Consider the following 18,219-nt stretch of genomic DNA (forward strand, 5'->3'; position numbering starts at 1 on the left):
GGTCAAGGTCACGGGAGCCGTTCCTCCAGCAGGCCATGTGCCATGTAAAACTCCTTCAGCTGAGCCAGCGCCGGGTGCGCCAGCGCCCGCCTGAGATAACCGCGGATGCGCGGCAGGTGTCGGAGATAATAGGGCTTGCCGTCGCGCTTTTCGAGCCGCACGAAAATGCCGAGGATCTTTGAATTGCGCTGCGCCGCCATGATCGCATAGGCCTCACGGAAAGCGAGCTCGTCGAAGCCGATGGCGGCGTGGCGCGCAGCGACATAGGCGTCCACGGTCCGCTGCTCGATATCGGGCGAAACGGTGACGCGGGCATCCATGGCCAGCGACGCAACGTCATAGGCCGCAGGACCCATCAGCGCGTCCTGGACGTCGACGATGCCGAGGCGGTCGTGGCCTTTGCGGTCACCGCGCCAGATGATGTTGGGCGAATGGAAGTCGCGCAGCATCAGCGTGTATTCCTGTGTGTCCAGCCGATCGAGAACCGCGTTCCATTCCCTGTGATAGCCGGCGCGTAAAGCCTCGCTTGCCGGGCTGCCGGTCACCATCGGCACATACCAATCGACCAAGAGATCGGCTTCGATCAGCATGGCGTCGCGATCGAACGGCGGCACCTCGTGGAAGACGCCCGGCACGGCCTCCATGCGCTGCGGCCAGGTCTTCCCATGCATCATGGCCAGCAATTCGGCCGCTGCCGCGTAGCGCTCGGCCACCGGCTCATCATTGCCGTCGAGAAAACCTTCCGAGCCCAGATGCTCCAGCAGCAGAAAGCCCCGTTCGAGATCCTCGGCATGGATTTTTGGGACACTGACACCTTGCGCCAGCAGCGCCTTGTCGATGGCGACGAAAGCGGTGACCGACTGCGCCGTGTGGGCGATCACGGCATAGGGCTTGCCGTCGCGCACCGGCGGCCCCAGCACCAGCCGCGGCGAATTCATCAGCACGCGCGGCGCAAGGCCGGCGAGCGAAACAATCTCGTAAGAGCGCGCCGAGGCGTCGCCGACGAAATGGCGCCGCGCGGCGTCGCCCCAACCGGCCGTTTTGAGGAAATCGCGCATCGCCAGCGATCGCGCCACGCGTTCGAAGGCAACGCCTTGGCCCGATAGTTTCGCCAATCGTCCTTCGTCCTGATGGACGAGTTCGATCCAGATCGACGTTCTCGGAAGAGCGGCCTCCGCCCGTTCCGGCCACTCGACAAGGGCAGCGCCCTGCAGCAGCGCCTCGTCGAAACCCAGCTCGTCCATCTCGCCGGCCGAGGACAGGCGATAGAGATCGAAATGGTGCACGGGGATGCGCGTGTCGTAGCTTTGCACCAAGGTGAAGGTAGGGCTCGGCACATCGAGGCCGGCATCATCGGCCAGCGCCCTGATCAGGGCCCGCGCCAGCGTCGACTTGCCGGCGCCGAGATCGCCCTTGAGCGCCAGCACGTCGCCCGGCCGCAGCGCCATGGCCAGGTCTTCGCCGAGCCTTGCGGTCGCAGCCTCGTCGGCGAGAAAACGCTCCAGCACAACAACAGTCATCGAGCGCGCTACTCGGCCGCGGCGCGGATGCCCGACGGTGCATCGGGGAAGGTGCAGATGACGGTGGTGCCCTTGTCCTTGCCGGTCTCGATGCGCACGCTGCCGCCGTGCAGCTCGACAAAGCTCTTGACGATCGACAGGCCTAAGCCCGCACCGCGCCGGCGCCCGCCATTGGTGCGCGGCTCGAAGCGGCGGAACACCGAATCGAGCAGGTCCGGCGGCATGCCGGGGCCGTTGTCATGGACGGAGAATTCCACACCTTGCTCCAAATGCCGGCAGGCAAGCGTGATAGTGCTCGCCTCCGGCGCGTAATTGGCGGCGTTGCTGAGCAGATTGTAGAGGATCTGGCGAACCCGGGTCTCGTCGCCGTGAAAACTCTTCGGCGCCGCAGCGGCGTCGATCCGGAGCTTGATCGAATGCTCTTGCAGCCGGTCGGCGACCAGTTCGGCCGCGGCCTCGATGGTGCGCTCGACGCTTACTTCCGAAATGTCGAGCTGCATGATGCCGGCGTCGACGGTGGCGAGGTCGAGTATATCGTTGACGATGGTGAGCAGCACCGAGGATGACGAGCCGACATGCTCGACATATTCGCGCTGCTTTGGGCTGAGCGGCCCGGTCGCCGGCAGCGACAGAAGCTCGGTGAAGCCGATGATGTTGGTCAGCGGCGAGCGCAGCTCGTAGGAGACGTGCTGCACGAACTCGTTCTTCAGCTGGTCGGATTTCTGCAGCGCTTCGTTCTTGTCCTTCAGCGCGCGCTCGACATTGACGCTGTCGGTGACGTCCACAAAGGTCATCATCACCTGGCCGTTGGGCAGCGGGATGACGGCGTAGCTGAGCACGGTGCCGTTCTTCAGTTCGGTCTGGCCATGGCGGTCGCGGCGCTCGTCGTCGAAACCGGTGATGGCGGCGACGAACCCGCCCCACGGGCTGTCGACGGCGCGCTGGTCGCTGAGATCGCGGATCGCCGAGACATGGACGTTGGGCTTGATCACATCCTGGCTAAGTCCCCACAGCGCGACAAAGGCCGGGTTCGACAGGCGCAGCCGCCCATCGGGACCGAACACCGCGACGCCTTCGGCCAGATTGTCGAGCGTTTCGCCCTGGACCCGCACCGCCGTCTGGTAGCGGCTTTCCAGGTCCATCTTCTCGGTCAGGTTCTCAAACACCCAGGTCACGCCGCCCTTCGGCTGGGGGTTGGCGACCACGCGGATGGTCTTGCCGTCGGGCAAATGCCACCAATGCTCTTGCGATTCCACCGCGCGGTAGGCGCCAAGCAGGCCTTCTTTCCAACGCCGCCATTCCGGCTGCTCGGCGATCTTGCCTTCGCTGCGCAGCCGGTCGAGCAGCAGCGCATTGTCGGGCGCGCTGTGCAGGAAGCCCGGGTCCAGCCCCCACAGTTTCTGGAACGCCTGGTTGAAGAAGCGCAACTTCTCGTTGGCATCGAAGATCGCCACCGCCGTGTTGAGCTGGTCGAGCGTGTCGGCATGGCTGCGCACCGTGCGCTCATATTCGCCGCGAATGGTTTCGGTGGCGCTGGTGTCGCAGGCAAGGCCGGCCGAGCCGTCCGCACCGGCGAAGTCGGTGACGGCGAACACGCGGCGGTCGCCCTCGATCACTGTCGACAGCGTTTGTTCGAAGATTGGGCGCGATTTGTGCTGCGCGGCGATCTGTTCGCGCGCTTGGGCGCCGAGGAATTCCTTGGCTTCGCGCACGGCGGTCTCGGCGTTCGGTGCCTCGACCGCTCCGGCATAGGCACGGTTGACCCATTTCAGCCGCCCGTCGGTGGCGCGCAGCCAGGCCGGCATCGGCAAGGCGTCGAGCAGGCCGATCATGGTCTCGTAGTCGGCGGCCAGACGCTGGTTCTCGATCTTCAGCCTGGCTTGGCTCCTCTGAGTTTCCGACAGCGAGACGAAGCGCACCAGCACATGCGCGGCGCTCTTGCGGCCATGCACTTCAAGCGGCGCCCCGGCCTGCGATTCGATCACGAGATCAAAGGGTTTCGCTTTCTCGCGCAGACCAGCGACGGCATTTTCGAGCGCCGCCGCCGAGCGCGGCATCAGCCAGCGGCCGAAGGCGAGGAAGGCTGCACGGTCGTCCGGCGCACCGCTTTCCAGCGGCAGCGTGCCGATGAGCTCCGGCTTCTTGTTCTCCGACGCCCAGACGATGACGCGCTGGTCACGCAGATTGAGCAGCGCCTCGGAGCGCTGCAGCGCCGCATTGATGTCGGCAATGCGGGCTCTGAGTTCGACATTCTGCGCCGAGGTGCGGGCTCTTTCGCGGATCAGGAAGATGGCCGAGACCAGTGCCGCGCCCATGACGCCGACGAACATGGCGAGCTGGATGACTTCGACCGCGCTGACCGACAGTCCGGCCTTCTGCGCAATGGCCGGCTCGGCATGGGCGGCAAACGAGGTGAGCGGGCCGGCAAGAGCTGAGGTGGCAAGAAAGCCGGCGGTGCGGGCGCCGACGCGCCTCTTCAGGCCACCGCCTGTCGTGACGGAGCCAGTGCTATCGGAATCGTCATGGCCGCCGGAAACGGCCGATCCCGCGCGAGGCGGGTTTTCCCCCGGCATGTCTTGGTCCTCTTCGCCGCCTGAATGCAAGACCGCCCAGATCAGGATCACGTTTGGTAGAAACGCCCTTCTGACCTAACTCTCTCTTGAAGAGCATGATCTTTTCCGAAAACCGCTTCCCACTTTTCGCTGACGCGGTCCTTCGGTTCGAATCATGCTCTCGATGCGTACGCCGGCCCTCGTCCCCGGCCCACGAATCAGCACAATAGCGCGTGCTGGAATCGGCGTGAAGAATCATCCGCGCAAAAAAGAAGCCGGGCGAAAAGTCAATCGCCCGGCTTCAATATCTAGTGATAAATGCCGCTTCTGTTAATAGCGGTAGTGTTCCGGCTTGAACGGACCCTGCGGGGTCACGCCGATATAGGCGGCCTGTTCGCCGGACAGTTCGGTCAGGCGGGCTCCGAGCTTGTCGAGATGCAGACGCGCCACCTTCTCGTCGAGGTGCTTGGGCAGCACATAGACCTGGTTCTGGTACTGGCCGGGCTTGGTGTAGAGTTCGATCTGCGCCAGCACCTGATTGGTGAACGAGGCCGACATCACGAAGCTCGGATGACCGGTCGCGTTGCCGAGGTTGAGCAGGCGCCCCTCGGACAGCAGGATCATCCGCTTGCCGTCCGGGAAGGTTATCATGTCGACCTGCGGCTTGACGTTGGTCCATTGCAGGTTGCGCAGCGACGCGACCTGGATCTCATTGTCGAAGTGGCCGATATTGCCGACGATCACCATGTCCTTCATCGAGCGCATGTGGTCGAGGGTGACGACATCCTTGTTGCCGGTGGTGGTGATGACGATGTCGGCGGTTGGTGCGGCATCTTCCAGCGTGACGACTTCAAAGCCGTCCATCGCCGCCTGCAGCGCGCAGATCGGATCGACTTCCGTGACCTTGACGCGGGCGCCGGCGCCCTTGAGCGAAGCCGACGAGCCCTTGCCGACGTCGCCATAGCCGCAGACGACCGCAACCTTGCCGGCCATCATGGTGTCGGTGCCGCGGCGGATGCCGTCGACCAGCGATTCCTTGCAGCCATATTTGTTGTCGAACTTCGACTTGGTGACCGAGTCGTTGACGTTGATCGCCGGGAACGGCAGCAGACCCTTCTTCTGCAGCTGGTATAGCCGGTTGACACCCGTGGTCGTCTCTTCGGTGACGCCGCGAATGGCTTCCTTCTGCTTGGTGAAGAAGCCGGGCGAGGCCTTCAGGCGCTTCTTGACCTGGGCGTAGAAGTATTCCTCTTCCTCGCTCTGCGGGTTGGACAGCACGTCCTCGCCGGCTTCGGCGCGGGCGCCGATCAGTATGTACATGGTGGCGTCGCCGCCATCATCGAGGATCATGTTGGAGAGGCCGCCATCGGCCCACTGGAAGATCCTGTCGGTATAGTCCCAGTACTCCTCGAGCGACTCGCCCTTGACGGCGAACACCGGGATACCGGCCTCGGCGATGGCCGCGGCCGCATGGTCCTGGGTCGAGAAGATGTTGCACGAGGCCCAGCGGATATCGGCGCCAAGCGCCTTCAGCGTCTCGATCAGCACCGCCGTCTGGATGGTCATGTGCAGCGAGCCGGTGATGCGCGCACCTTTCAACGGCTTCTTGTCGCCGAATTCTTCGCGGCAGGCCATCAGGCCCGGCATTTCGGTTTCGGCGATATCGAGTTCCTTGCGGCCCCAGCCGGCAAGCGAGATGTCGGCAACCACATAGTCCTTGCTACCTGTCATGGCAGTGCTCCGGTGCGATTTGTCTTCAGAATGCGCCTGCGCCACACGGCGCGTCGAAGGGCGCGGAATGCCGGCCTGACTAGCAGATCGCCGCCAAGACGACAATGGGATATAAAGAAATCTTTATGCGCGCATGTGTTTGCGGAGCATGATCCCGAAAAGTGGAAGCCGGTTTCGGACAAGATCATGCTCAAACAAAAAAGAGCTTCAGCACTCTTCGCCGAAGCGCGAGGCGACCAGCTGCTCCAGCGCGTCCATCGCCGCTGCGGCTTCAGCGCCGCTGGCTGTGACGCGGATCGAATAACCGGGGCTCGCCGCCAGCATCATCAGCCCCATGATCGAGGTGCCGCCGACCTTGAGACCATCCTTCTCGACATGGACGGTGGCGTCGAAGCCGCTGGCGACCTGGACGAACTTCGCCGAGGCGCGCGCATGCAGGCCGCGCTGGTTGACGATCGGGAACTCGCGCACGATCTCACCGGGCGACAGCGCGTTCATTTGCTGCTCAGCAGCTGACTTGCGACGTTGATGTATTTGCGCCCCGCGGCCTGCGCCTCGTCGAGCGCGGTCGCCATGTTGTCGCCCTTGCGGATCGACGACAGCTTGATCAGCATCGGCAGGTTCATGCCGGCGATGACCTCGGTGCGACCGGATTCCATCACCGAAATGGCGAGATTGGAAGGCGTGCCGCCGAACATATCGGTCAGAACGATGACCCCGGTCCCGGTGTCGACGCGGCCCACGGCGTCGACGATATCGCGCCTACGCTGCTCCATATCGTCATCGGCGCCGATTGCCACGGTTTCGAAATTGTCTTGTGGCCCCACGACATGTTCCACGGCATGGCGGAACTCGGCGGCCAGTTGACCGTGCGTTACAAGCACGAGTCCGATCATTCTATGGTGGCTCCCGTCATCGCCGCTTCACAGGCGCTTTTTATGCTCGCCGGCCATCCCAGGCGGCGGGAGCGCTATCTTGTCGACGCGCGGCGCGTTGACAAGCCCAAAATTGCGTCGGCCATGGCCAATTTGACGCATTGCAGCAAAAAACCGGCGGCGGATCATACGAAAGGCGCAATCTCCAGCCGCGCCATTACCGCCGGCAAAGCCGCAGTGACGTTGCGCTGAACGAGGTCGATGCGCGGCACCACACAGCCGGCAATGGTCGCGCTCGACTCTTCCTGGAAACGCTCCACAGCGTTTGCGGCAACCAGCTGGATCGTAAGGTCGATGACCCCCGCAGGTTGGAACAAAAGCGGCTTCGGACCAAGTCCGGGCACCTCTGTGAGGCCGGCGATGCTGGCGGGCGCATGGCAGACCAGCCGCCCGAAACGCGCCGCGACAAACAGCTGGTCGTCGCCGATCAGCCGCGCAAACAGCCCGAGCCGGCTGAAATGGTCGATGAGCGCCAGCGCCAGCGTTGTCTTGCCCGAGCCGGACGGCCCGGTGATCAGGACGCCCCGCTCGCCAATCAGGATTGCGGTGGCATGGATGTTCTCGGGTTCCGCGGTGGGATCGGGCATGCGCAGCCGCGATCAGCCTTCGGCCGGCAGCGTAACGACGAAGCGCGCGCCCTTGATGTCGCCGGGCTTGGTGCCGGGGATGTTCTCGGCGGTCAGCGTGCCGCCATGGGCTTCGACGATCTGCCTGGATATCGACAGGCCAAGCCCTGAATTCTGGCCGAACGCCTCGCCGGCCGGGCGGTCGGTGTAGAAGCGCTCGAAGATGCGGTCGATGGCGTCGGCGCGGATTCCGGGGCCGTTGTCGTCGACGGTGACGATGTTGACCTTGCCCGCGCGTGCCAGGGAAATGGCGATGTGACCGTGGTCCTCCGGCACGAAGGAGCGGGCATTCTCGATCAGATTGGTGATGACCTGGCCGATCCTGAGATCATGGCCGGTGACGAAATAGCCTTTGACGCCTTGCGGCAGCTTGGCGGCCTTGAATTCGATCTCGACAGCCTTTTTGTTGCGCGTCGCTTCGCGCGACACGGCGACGAGATCGGTGATGAATTTCTTCAAATCGACCGTGGCGGCATCCTCACGCGCCAGTTCGGCGTCTAGGCGCGAGGCATCGGAAATGTCGGTGATCAGCCGGTCGAGACGCCGGACATCGTGCTGGATGATCTCCATCAGCCTGCCGCGTGAATTGTCGTTCTTGGCAAGCGGCAAGGTCTCCACCGCGCTGCGCAGCGAGGTCAGCGGGTTCTTCAGCTCGTGCGAGACATCGGCGGCGAAGCTTTCGATCGCCTCGATGCGGGCATAGAGCGCATTGGTCATGTCGCGCACCGCGACCGACAAATTGCCGATCTCGTCCTGGCGGTCGGAAAAGTCGGGGATCTCCTCGCGGCTCTTGACGCCGCGCCGCACCCGCACTGCCGCCGCCGATAGGCGGCGCAGCGGATTGGCGATGGTGGATGCGAGCAGCATCGACAGGATGGCGGTGACCAGGGCGGCGATGCCGAACACGCGCAAAATAGCCTTGCGTTCGGCGGCGACGATCTTGTCGATGTCGCCGCCTTCCGTCGACAGCATCAGCACGCCGAGGACGGCACGGAAGCGCTGGATCGGCACCGCCACCGAAACGATCTGCTCGCCCTGTTCGCTCACCCGCACGATCGTCGATGGACTGCCGGTCAGCGCCTTGACCACTTCCGGGAAGGCCGCACCGTTGCCGCCGGGCTGCTCATGGTAGACGGGCAGGTCCTTGTTGCGGAAGAAGTCGAAGACGAATTTCTGCACGCGCTCCAGCATATCCGGCTGCTCGTCCTCGACCGGCGGCAGGTCGTAGCGCAGGATTTGGCCGCGCGAATAGAGATGGCGCGAATCGAGCAGCAGATTGGCGTCGCGGTCATAGATGCGGGCCCGGGTGCGCGTCGGCGAAATCAGCCGCCGCAGCACCGGCGCCACGCGCTCGGGATTGATCGGGAAATCCAGATTGTCGAGCTGGTCGGAGCCCGGCCCCAGGCTTTCGCCGGCCTGCAGTTCAAGCAGTTTTTCTGGATCGATGCTGATCGAATCGGTCTCGACCGTCGCCGACGCGGCAATGGCGCCGGCGATGATCTCGCCCTGCGTCATCAGGCTTTCGACGCGGGCGTCGATCAGCCCGTCGCGGAAGGTGTTGAGATAGAGGATGCCGGTGACCAGCACGGCTAGGCCGGCCAGGTTGAGGAACAGGATGCGCCGGGTCAGGCTGGAAAAGATGTGGTGGCCGAGGAAGCGGCGCATCGGCACCGTCAACCTCGACAGGAATGCGGGCAGAATCCGCGACCGCCTGACAGCGCTCGTTCGTCTGCTCCGCTGTACATCCACTGCCATCGAATAGCAGCTCCCGCCTAGTCTTTGGTTTTATGCATGTCGTCGTCCCAAAAACCGCGACCACTTTTGGGCGACATGCATCAACTCAAGCTTCGCGGAACCGGTATCCGACTCCGTAAAGGGTTTCGATCATTTCGAAGTCGTCATCGACGGCCTTGAACTTCTTGCGCAGCCGCTTGATGTGGCTATCGATGGTGCGGTCGTCGACATAGACCTGCTCATCATAGGCGGAATCCATCAGCGCATCACGGCTTTTTACCACGCCGGGGCGCTGCGCCAACGAGTGCAGGATGAGAAATTCGGTGACCGTCAGCGTCACCGGCTCGCCCTTCCAGGTGCAGGTATGGCGTTCCTGGTCCATGACGAGCTGGCCGCGTTCCAGCGAACGGGCCTGCTGGCTGGGCGCCTTTGCCGCAGCTTCGCGGGCGCTGGCGCGGCGCAGCACGGCGCGCACCCGCTCGACCAGCAGGCGCTGCGAGAACGGTTTGCGGATGAAATCGTCGGCGCCCATCTTGAGGCCGAAAAGCTCATCGATCTCATCGTCCTTCGAGGTCAGGAAGATCACCGGCAGGTCGGACTTCTGCCGCATCCGGCGCAACAGCTCCATGCCGTCCATGCGCGGCATCTTGATGTCGAGGATGGCGAGATTCGGCGGCCGCGCCGCCAGGCCTTCCAGCGCCGACGCACCATCCGTGTAGGTCTCGACGCGATACCCCTCGGACTCGAGGGCGATCGACACCGATGTCAGAATGTTGCGGTCGTCATCGACAAGCGCGATTGTTGCCATTTCAAGCGGCTCCCTCATGAGCTGTCCCTTCTGTCTTAGAGAAGGGGCTTTTGCAGGACAAATTAGGTACAAAATGTGGCACAGGCTCCACCCGCTGTCGCGGACGGCTTGCCGGCGGCCCCATCGGAACCTCTACACGGGGTTGGACGAACACTGTGTGCCAATCCTTTGGGCAACCACCGTGATTTTTTGCACATATAAACGATTTAAACAACTTTCAAAATTTTTAAATCGATTAATGATTTGATATCATTCGAGTTTTCTGGTTCTCACCGTCTCAGCCCCTAACGCGGGCTCGCCGGAAACGCGCCGGCAAAGTGCGGCGAATCCAGAAGAAGGGACCCTTGATGTCGGAAGTCGGCAAACGCAATTCTGCTTGCGCGATCGATCGTATCGGCCTGAAAACCACCGGCACGGTGCATTATAATTTTGGTGCGGCCGCCCTTTATGAGGCAGCGATCCGTCGTGGCGAGGCCCGGTTGACCGCCGGCGGCGCGCTGCTTGCCGAGACCGGCCAGCACACTGGCCGCTCGCCCAAGGACAAGTTTGTCGTCCGCGATGGCGCCACCGAGCCCCATGTCTGGTGGGACAACAACAAGGCGATTTCGGCGGGCCAGTTCGAAATGCTGCTCGCCGATTTCCTTGTCCACGCCGCGAATAGCGATCTCTATGTGCAGGACCTCGTCGGCGGCGCCGATGCCGAGCTGAAGCTGCCGACGCGGGTCATCACCGAATTCGCCTGGCACTCGCTGTTCATCCGCAATCTTTTGATCCGCCCGCAGGCCGCCGAGCTCGAGGATTTCGTGCCGGAGATGACGATCATCGACCTGCCGTCCTTCCGCGCCGATCCGGCCCGCCACGGCAGCCGCACCGAAACGGTGATTGCGGTCGATCTCACCCGCAAGATCGTGCTCATCGGCGGCACTTCCTATGCCGGCGAGATGAAGAAATCGGTGTTCACCATGCTCAACTATCTGCTGCCGGAAAAGGGCGTCATGCCGATGCACTGCTCGGCCAATGAGGGTCCGGGCGGCGACGCAGCGATCTTCTTCGGGCTTTCCGGGACGGGCAAGACGACGCTGTCGGCCGATCCGTCACGTACGCTCATCGGCGACGACGAGCACGGCTGGGGACCGCACGGCATCTTCAACTTCGAAGGCGGCTGCTACGCCAAGACGATCCGGCTGTCGGCCGAGGCCGAGCCGGAGATTTTCGCCACCACGCAGCGTTTCGGCACGGTGCTGGAAAATGTCGTGCTCGACGCCGACCGCGTGCCGGACTTCAACGACGGCCGGCTCACCGAAAACACGCGCTGCGCCTATCCGCTGGATTTCATCCCCAATGCCTCGAAGAGCGGACGGGCCAGCCACCCGAAAAACATCATCATGCTGACCGCCGATGCCTTCGGCATCATGCCGCCGATCGCACGGCTGACCCCGGCGCAGGCGATGTACCACTTCCTCTCCGGCTACACCGCCAAGGTGGCCGGCACCGAGAAGGGCGTTACCGAGCCGGAAGCGACGTTCTCGACCTGCTTCGGCGCCCCGTTCATGCCGCGCCACCCCAAGGAATACGGCAATCTGCTGCGCGAGCTGATCGCCCGCCACGGCGCCGATTGCTGGCTGGTCAACACCGGCTGGACCGGCGGCGCCTACGGCACCGGCAAGCGCATGCCGATCAAGGCGACGCGCGCCTTGCTGGCCGCAGCGCTTGACGGTTCGCTGAAGGCGTCCGGTTTCCGCACTGACGCCAATTTCGGCTTCGAGGTGCCGGTTGCTGTGCCTGGCGTCGAGAGCGCCATTCTCGACCCGCGTTCGACCTGGGCCGACAAGGCAGCCTATGACCGGCAGGCAGCGCGATTGGTCGGCATGTTCGCCGTCAACTTCGAGAAATTCGAGAGCCATGTCGATGCCGTCGTGCTCGGCGCAGCACCCCGCCTGCAGGAAGCTGCGGAATAGTCCAGGCATCTTCACCGAAGCATCCTTGAAAGGCGCGGTCTCGATCGGGCCTTTTCTTTTTTGGTCCGCCGCGCCATGACTGCGGCATGCCTATCGACGACATCATCATATCAGACGAAGCCGTAATCCATCCGGGCGACCTGCACGAGGATTTCATCCGCTCGTCGGGTCCCGGCGGCCAGAACGTCAACAAGGTGGCGACCGCCGTCCAATTGCGCTTCGACGCCGCCAATGCAGCTGGCCTGTCCGAACGCGTGCGCGCGCGCACGATCAAGCTCGCCGGCCAGCGCGCCACCAAGGACGGCGTCATCGTCATCGAGGCCGGCCGCTTCCGCACCCAGGAGCAGAACCGGGCCGATGCCCGGGCAAGGCTGACGGCGCTGGTCGCCAAGGCCGCGGAACCGCCGCCGCCGCCGCGCAAGAAGACCAGGCCGTCGAAAGGCTCGGTGGAGCGGCGGCTGCAAAGCAAGGCAGGGCGCGGCACGATCAAAAAGCTGCGCGGCCGGGTAGAGAACGACTAAGGACCGCGCCGACTGCGCATAAAGCGGCCTCCCCTGCCGCAGCCGCAAGGTTTCGCCATTGCCACAGAAAGGGAGGCCGACAACGGTGGCTTTCGGGTCGCCGTTCTGATTGGCGGTGGCATGGTTTCAGTATCAACCGGAGGCGAAGTCATGCTCGTTCTGCCCAAAGGCGTCCGCCACTTGCCTGGTTATCTGTCCCGCGCGGCGCAGGAAGCGCTGGTCGAAGAGGTGAGGACAATTGTACAGCGGGCGCCGCTGTACGTGCCGGCGATGCCGCGGACCGGCAAGGAGATGAGCGTGCGCATGACCAATTGCGGCACGCTCGGCTGGGTCACCGACAAGGAGCTGGGCTATCGCTACCAGCCAACGCACCCACTCACCGGAGAGCCATGGCCGCCGATCCCGGACGCGCTGCTGCAATTGTGGCGGGAGGTCGCCGCCTATCCGAATCCGCCGGAGGCCTGCCTGGTCAATTTCTATACGCAGGACGCCAAAATGGGTCTGCACCAGGATCGCGACGAAGCCGATTTCTCGGCCCCAGTGGTCTCGGTGTCACTTGGCGACGATTGCCTGTTCCGGGTCGGCCAAGTGACGGGCAGGGGGGCCACACGCGACGGCGGTACCAAATCGTTCCGCCTGAAAAGCGGCGACGTCGTCGTGCTCGGCGGCGAAGGCCGGCTCTGCTTCCACGGCGTCGACCGCATCTATCCGTCGACCTCGGCGCTGCTGAAAAAAGGCGGCCGGATCAATCTGACGCTGCGGCGGGTGACCTTGCCTTGAAGAGGTGAGAGTGCATTCTTGCACTTACTGAACCACTGACCTTGCGAATAAAAGTCCCTAACGGAATTTAAGGTTTCGGCCGCTAGTCTGCGCCAAAACGTCATCATTCCCGGTGTGGATACCATGCTCGAAATCGAATCCGAAGTGATTTGGCGCTACATTCGAAATGCCGCATGGCGCACGGTTTCGATCGCCCGCTCGGATGCATCGCTCTACCTGTTCATTGGCATCTACACTGCAACGGGGCTGGGGTTTCTGGCTTGGGTCGGCGCGCTCCATCGCACCGCATACCAGACCTACGTGCCGATATGGCTTATGGTTTTCGGTTTCGTGCTGCCGGCGGTATCGCTTCTCCTGGAAACCGGCTGGCTTTTGCATCGATTTGAGCGTCGGCGGAAATTTGCTGCGGGCAAGATGTTCTCAGCCGAGCGGATGGCGGTTCTCTTTTCCGGCATATGTCTGTTGATGGGCATCATGATTTTCCAAAGCACCTTCACCTCGGTCAAGAACGGCATGTCCGTCCTGTGGAAAGGTTTCCCCTATGATCGCGCCTTGGCAGATATCGATGCCTATCTGCATTTCGGCACTGATCCGTGGCGATGGCTCTACGTTATCGGCAAGCATGACTGGGTACGGGAATCCGTCGGATGGAACTACGACATGCTGTGGTTCATCATTTGCTACAGCATGCTGTTTTTCATGGTCACGTCACCACGCACCACGCATCTGAAGAGACGCTATGTGCTGTCCTTCATGGTGGTGTGGGTAGTCGTCGGAAACATCCTGGCCGGGCTGTTCATGTCGGCCGGACCGGCGTTCTACGGCTATGTCACCGGCGATGTGCCACGCTTCGGTGAACAGCTTTCGTTTCTTGCGCAAAGCCCGTCGGCGAGTTCCGCCGCCGTGTACCAGCAGTATCTGTGGACGCTCCAGACCGAGGGTGTGACTGGACTCGCGTCGGGAATATCGGCATTTCCAAGCGTTCATGTCGCCTTGATCACCCTGAATGCGGTGTATACCTGGGAGTACGACCAGCGGTTGGGCGCCATCGCATTTCTGTATGTCGCCTTCATAGTCGCGAGTTCGGTCTATCTTGGTTGGCACTATGCGATCGATGGTTATGCGGCGGTCGCGCTCACGATCGCCCTATGTGCGGCCGTCCGCAAGCTGGTACCCGACGGCGAAATCCTGATGCCAGGCCCGGCCCGGCAATCGGCGGCTGGCGGCAGCCGCCCGGAGGCGGCCGTCACAGTTTCCTGAGCGCCACTTCCTCGACCAGATGATTGGCGCCCTTGCGCAGGATGAGGTCGGCGCGCGCTCGTGTCGGCACGATGTTCTCGCGCAGGTTTTTCAGGTTGATGTTGGCCCACAAGCCTTCCGCAATGGCACGCGCGGCGTCTTCCGAAAGCTGCGAATAGCGGTGGAAGAAGGAGTCCGGATTGCGGAAGGCCGTCTCGCGCAGGCGCATGAAGCGGGCGATGTACCATTGGTGGATCAGCTTTTCGTCGGCGTCGATATAAATGGCGAAATCGAAGAAATCCGACAGGAACGGCACTATCTTGCCGTCCTTCGGCAATTTGCCGGGTTGCAGAACGTTGATGCCTTCGAAGATCAGAATGTCGGGCCGGTCGATGGTGACGAACTCGCCGGGGATGACGTCATAGGTCAAATGCGAATAGACGGGCGCGCGGACATTGCGCTGGGCCGACTTGATGCCCGAGAGGAAACGCAGCAGCGCACCGACATCGTAGCTGTCGGGAAAGCCCTTGCGCTCCATCAGATTGTCGCGTCGCAACACCTTGTTGGGCAGCAGGAACCCGTCGGTAGTGATGAGATCGACCTTGGGGCTCGACGGCCAGCGCGCCAGAAGCTCCTTCAGCACGCGCGCCGTGGTCGATTTGCCGACCGCAACCGAACCGGCAATGCCGATGATGAACGGTGTCTTGACCACATCCAGCGCGTTGAAGAAGGCCTGGCGCTGGCGAAACAGCAGCTGGCTGGCCTCGACATGCGCCGAAAGCAGCCGCGAGAGCGACAGATAGATGCGCTTGACTTCTTCCAGGTCGACCGGATCGTTCAACGAGCGCAGACGGTTGATCTCGTCTTCGCCCAGCGTCATCGGCGTGTCGGCGCGGAAGTTCGACCATTGCTCGGCCGAGAAGAAACGATAGGGGGAATATTTCTCGGTCGGAGCGAGCTGGTCCATCGAGTTTCCTGCCCTCTAGAGCATGAGGCCGAAAAGTGTGAAGCGGTTTTCGGGCGACATCATGCTCCCTCTATCAATTGAGAGACGGATTCAGATTTAAGGCCTCGGCCCGAAATCATCCGGCTCTAGCGGTCAGCCTTTAGGCCGGGATGCCTTTTCAGTGACGCCCGAACGGCCGGTGCGGCCCTCAAGCTCCTTCAGCACCTCGCCCAGCGAAACGCCGGCCATGCCAAGCACGACGAGCCAATGATATATGAGATCGGCACTTTCGGAAACGAGGGCTTTCTCGTCGCCCTTGACGGCGGCAATGACGGTCTCGACTGCCTCTTCACCAAGCTTCTGCGCCGCCTTGTCGATGCCTTTGGCGAACAGTTTTGCCGTCCACGAGTCCGGGTCGCCGGAACGGGCGCGTTCGCCAATGATTGTTTCCAGATCGGACAGCGAAAATTCAGCCATGGCGCAGCCTACTGCCTTTGTGGAGTGGATTGAACCGGGTAGTCCAGCCGCATCGGTAGCCCGGCCGCGGCCATATGCGCCTTGGCTTCCGCAATCGTGTAAGTGCCGAAATGGAAGATCGAGGCGGCGAGCACGGCGCCGGCATGGCCGTCGCGAATGCCCTCGACCAGATGATCGAGCGTGCCGACGCCGCCCGACGCGATCACCGGCGCGCGCACCGCATCCGCTATCGCGCGGGTCAGCGCAATGTCGTAACCGGCCTTGGTGCCGTCGCGGTCCATTGAGGTCAGCAGGATCTCGCCAGCGCCGCGATCGACCATTTTTCGCGCGAACTCGACCGCATCGATGCCGGTCTTTTCGCGGCCACCGTGGGTGAAGATCTCCCAGCGGCCGGGCTCTTTCGGCGCCGACACCTTCTTAGCGTCGATGGCCACGACAATACACTGGTTGCCGAACTTGTCGGCGGCTTCGGCGACGAAATCGGGGTTCTTCACCGCCGCAGTGTTGATCGACACCTTGTCGGCGCCGGCCAGCAACAGTTTACGGATATCGGCGACCTGGCGCACGCCGCCGCCGACGGTCAGCGGCATGAAGCATTGTTCGGCGGTGCGGGCGACGACGTCGAAGATGGTTTCACGGTTGTCGGACGACGCGGTGATATCGAGAAAGCAAAGCTCGTCTGCGCCGGCCGCGTCATAGGCTTTGGCCGCCTCGACCGGATCACCGGCATCGATGAGGTCGACGAAATTGACGCCCTTGACGACACGGCCGTTCTTGACGTCGAGGCAAGGGATGATTCGGGCCTTCAGCATCAGCCCTTCTCCATCGTCGCCAGCAACTCGCTTAGCAGTTCGCCGACCAGCGGCGGAACCTCGGCCTGCGCATCGAACGCCGGATCGTAGGCGGAAATGGTGATGCCGGAAATCGGCAGCAGGCCGGCCATGCCGCAGACAGCCTGGCGCAGCTGTTTCGGCTCCGGGCCGCCGGGCGTGGTGTAGCGGTTGACCTGCAGCGCCCCGGGGTCGTGCACGTCGAGATCGAGATGCAGGTGCACCCGCTTCGCATCCGGCGCCTTCAGCCTGCCGCTCGCCGTCGCCCAGTCCGGGCATTCGGTGCGGATGACCGGCAACGTCTTCAACAGCTCCGTTTCGGCCGGATCGAGATCGCGCGCGTTGACCAGCACGCAGCGCGCCGGATCGATCGGCCTGAAGCCGGGGATGGCCGAGGCCATCGGCTTCCAGCACAGGCCGAGAACCGTGGCCAGCGCCATGCCGTCGAGAAAGCCGAAGATGGACGTCTCCGGCGTGTTGAGATCGCCATGCTGGTCGGCCCAGATGATCGCATCGGCATCCTCGCCGGCAACCGCACCGGCCGATGTCAGGCAATTGCCGGCCAGCACGATGGGAAACCGGCCGCGGTCTATGGCGATGCGGACCTCGCCGGAGACGGCACCGCACACGGCAAAGCCGGTGGCGATCTCGCGCTGCTGTTCGTCGCCAACCCTGCCGATATCGGTGACGACGACGTCATGCCCGGAGAGCGTCAGCGCGTCGACAAGCCCGCCGGCGATGAGTGCATCCGGGCCTCGGCCCATGCCGCCGTGATAGTGGCCGCTGTCATAGGAGGCCAGGATGATGGAGATTTTCACGGCCGGGTCTCCATCGCCTTGCCCTGCAGCACCGCCAGCGCCTCGGCCGGATCGATGCGCCCGTCATAGAGCGCGCGACCGGAGATGGCGCCTTCCAGTTTCTTCGCGTCGGGCATGGTCATGCGCACGATGTCGGCGATCGAAGCCAGCCCGCCCGAGGCGATGACCGGGATCGAGACCGCGTCGGCGAGATCTATCGTGGCATCCCAGTTGATGCCGGTCAGAACGCCGTCGCGGTCGATATCGGTGTAGATGATGGCGGCAACGCCGGCGCCTTCGAATTTCCGCGCCAGTTCGATGACGCCGAGGCTGGAGGCCTCGGCCCAGCCTTCGACCGCCACCTTGCCGCCCTTGGCGTCGATGCCCACGGCGATCTTTCCAGGAAATTCCTTGCAGGCTTCCCGGACCAGGTCGGGATCGCGCACCGCCACCGTGCCGAGGATGACGCGGGCCAGCCCGCGGTCGAGCCAGTCCTCGATCTGCGCCAGCGTGCGGATGCCGCCGCCGAGCTGCACCGGGTTTTTCGTCGCCTTGAGGATGGCGCCGACCGCCGCGCTGTTGACGCTCTGGCCCTTGAAGGCGCCGTTGAGGTCGACGACATGCAGCCATTCAAACCCTTGCTCTTCGAAGGCCTTGGCCTGGGCCGCAGGGTCGTCATTGTAGATGGTCGCGGTCGCCATATCGCCGTGCTTCAGCCGCACGCACTTGCCGTCCTTGAGGTCGATGGCCGGAAACAGGATCACC

General features: G+C 63.2%; 17 protein-coding genes. 4 read left to right on the plus strand and 13 right to left on the minus strand.

Features of this window, described 5'->3' with window-relative positions; all coding sequences use genetic code 11:
• Nucleotides 1-8 precede the first annotated feature (8 nt).
• The 8 genes from tsaE to NKI15_RS01745 form a co-directional block, all read right to left on the minus strand.
• Nucleotides 9-1,520 carry a tRNA (adenosine(37)-N6)-threonylcarbamoyltransferase complex ATPase subunit type 1 TsaE gene (tsaE, locus tag NKI15_RS01710; protein ID WP_352514419.1) on the minus strand — a complete coding sequence of 504 codons (1,512 nt, stop codon included), beginning with the start codon at nucleotides 1,518-1,520 and terminating at the stop codon, nucleotides 9-11.
• Between the two features lie 8 nt (nucleotides 1,521-1,528).
• A complete protein-coding gene (locus tag NKI15_RS01715; RefSeq protein ID WP_023687430.1) occupies nucleotides 1,529-4,093 on the minus strand; it encodes a sensor histidine kinase in 2,565 nt (854 codons plus the stop codon).
• Nucleotides 4,094-4,402: 309 nt separating this feature from the next.
• Nucleotides 4,403-5,803 (minus strand): adenosylhomocysteinase, encoded by a 1,401-nt coding sequence (ahcY, locus tag NKI15_RS01720; RefSeq protein ID WP_023681401.1) that lies wholly within the window; start codon nucleotides 5,801-5,803, stop codon nucleotides 4,403-4,405.
• 207 nt (nucleotides 5,804-6,010) lie between these two features.
• Nucleotides 6,011-6,301 carry an HPr family phosphocarrier protein gene (locus NKI15_RS01725; RefSeq protein WP_023672303.1) on the minus strand — a complete coding sequence of 97 codons (291 nt, stop codon included), beginning with the start codon at nucleotides 6,299-6,301 and terminating at the stop codon, nucleotides 6,011-6,013.
• Nucleotides 6,298-6,699: a PTS sugar transporter subunit IIA gene (locus NKI15_RS01730; protein WP_023672304.1), complete on the minus strand. Its 402-nt coding sequence runs from the start codon at nucleotides 6,697-6,699 to the stop codon at nucleotides 6,298-6,300. Before NKI15_RS01730 ends, NKI15_RS01725 begins: the two co-directional genes overlap by 4 nt.
• A 164-nt stretch (nucleotides 6,700-6,863) precedes the next feature.
• Nucleotides 6,864-7,325, minus strand: coding sequence for an HPr kinase/phosphorylase (locus tag NKI15_RS01735; protein WP_352497037.1), 462 nt, complete (start codon nucleotides 7,323-7,325; stop codon nucleotides 6,864-6,866).
• A 12-nt stretch (nucleotides 7,326-7,337) separates the two neighbouring features.
• Complete coding sequence (locus tag NKI15_RS01740) at nucleotides 7,338-9,119, minus strand: sensor histidine kinase (RefSeq protein ID WP_023750805.1); 1,782 nt, start codon at nucleotides 9,117-9,119, stop codon at nucleotides 7,338-7,340.
• Between the two features lie 85 nt (nucleotides 9,120-9,204).
• Complete coding sequence (locus NKI15_RS01745; protein WP_010912942.1) at nucleotides 9,205-9,906, minus strand: response regulator transcription factor; 702 nt, start codon at nucleotides 9,904-9,906, stop codon at nucleotides 9,205-9,207.
• A gap of 347 nt (nucleotides 9,907-10,253) precedes the next feature.
• On the opposite strand from NKI15_RS01745, the gene NKI15_RS01750 reads away from it, so the two are divergent.
• The 4 genes from NKI15_RS01750 (at nucleotide 10,254) to NKI15_RS01765 (ending at nucleotide 14,425) form a co-directional block, all read left to right on the plus strand.
• Nucleotides 10,254-11,864, plus strand: coding sequence for a phosphoenolpyruvate carboxykinase (locus tag NKI15_RS01750; protein ID WP_023703766.1), 1,611 nt, complete (start codon nucleotides 10,254-10,256; stop codon nucleotides 11,862-11,864).
• 86 nt (nucleotides 11,865-11,950) lie between these two features.
• Nucleotides 11,951-12,385: an alternative ribosome rescue aminoacyl-tRNA hydrolase ArfB gene (gene arfB / locus NKI15_RS01755; protein WP_023672309.1), complete on the plus strand. Its 435-nt coding sequence runs from the start codon at nucleotides 11,951-11,953 to the stop codon at nucleotides 12,383-12,385.
• A 150-nt stretch (nucleotides 12,386-12,535) separates the two neighbouring features.
• Nucleotides 12,536-13,165 (plus strand): alpha-ketoglutarate-dependent dioxygenase AlkB family protein, encoded by a 630-nt coding sequence (locus NKI15_RS01760; protein WP_023703765.1) that lies wholly within the window; start codon nucleotides 12,536-12,538, stop codon nucleotides 13,163-13,165.
• 123 nt (nucleotides 13,166-13,288) lie between these two features.
• Nucleotides 13,289-14,425, plus strand: coding sequence for a phosphatase PAP2 family protein (locus NKI15_RS01765; protein ID WP_023681407.1), 1,137 nt, complete (start codon nucleotides 13,289-13,291; stop codon nucleotides 14,423-14,425).
• Here NKI15_RS01765 and coaA read toward each other — a convergent pair.
• From coaA to hisA, 5 genes are all read right to left on the minus strand, one after another.
• Entirely contained in the window at nucleotides 14,412-15,371 is a 960-nt protein-coding gene (gene coaA, locus NKI15_RS01770; protein WP_023672313.1) for a type I pantothenate kinase, read from the minus strand. The two genes, NKI15_RS01765 and coaA, sit on opposite strands and share 14 nt — an antisense overlap.
• A 132-nt stretch (nucleotides 15,372-15,503) precedes the next feature.
• Nucleotides 15,504-15,827: a phosphoribosyl-ATP diphosphatase gene (locus NKI15_RS01775; RefSeq protein ID WP_023681408.1), complete on the minus strand. Its 324-nt coding sequence runs from the start codon at nucleotides 15,825-15,827 to the stop codon at nucleotides 15,504-15,506.
• Between the two features lie 8 nt (nucleotides 15,828-15,835).
• Complete coding sequence (hisF, locus tag NKI15_RS01780; protein ID WP_023703763.1) at nucleotides 15,836-16,642, minus strand: imidazole glycerol phosphate synthase subunit HisF; 807 nt, start codon at nucleotides 16,640-16,642, stop codon at nucleotides 15,836-15,838.
• Nucleotides 16,639-17,475, minus strand: a complete 837-nt coding sequence (locus NKI15_RS01785) for an arginase family protein (RefSeq protein ID WP_352838798.1) — start codon at nucleotides 17,473-17,475, stop codon at nucleotides 16,639-16,641. Before NKI15_RS01785 ends, hisF begins: the two co-directional genes overlap by 4 nt.
• Nucleotides 17,472-18,218, minus strand: coding sequence for a 1-(5-phosphoribosyl)-5-[(5-phosphoribosylamino)methylideneamino]imidazole-4-carboxamide isomerase (hisA, locus tag NKI15_RS01790; RefSeq protein WP_023694622.1), 747 nt, complete (start codon nucleotides 18,216-18,218; stop codon nucleotides 17,472-17,474). The genes NKI15_RS01785 and hisA overlap by 4 nt, the downstream gene beginning before the upstream one ends.
• Nucleotide 18,219: the final 1 nt, after the last annotated feature.

It is taken from the genome of Mesorhizobium sp. M0862, assembly GCF_040319795.1.
Lineage (GTDB): Bacteria > Pseudomonadota > Alphaproteobacteria > Rhizobiales > Rhizobiaceae > Mesorhizobium.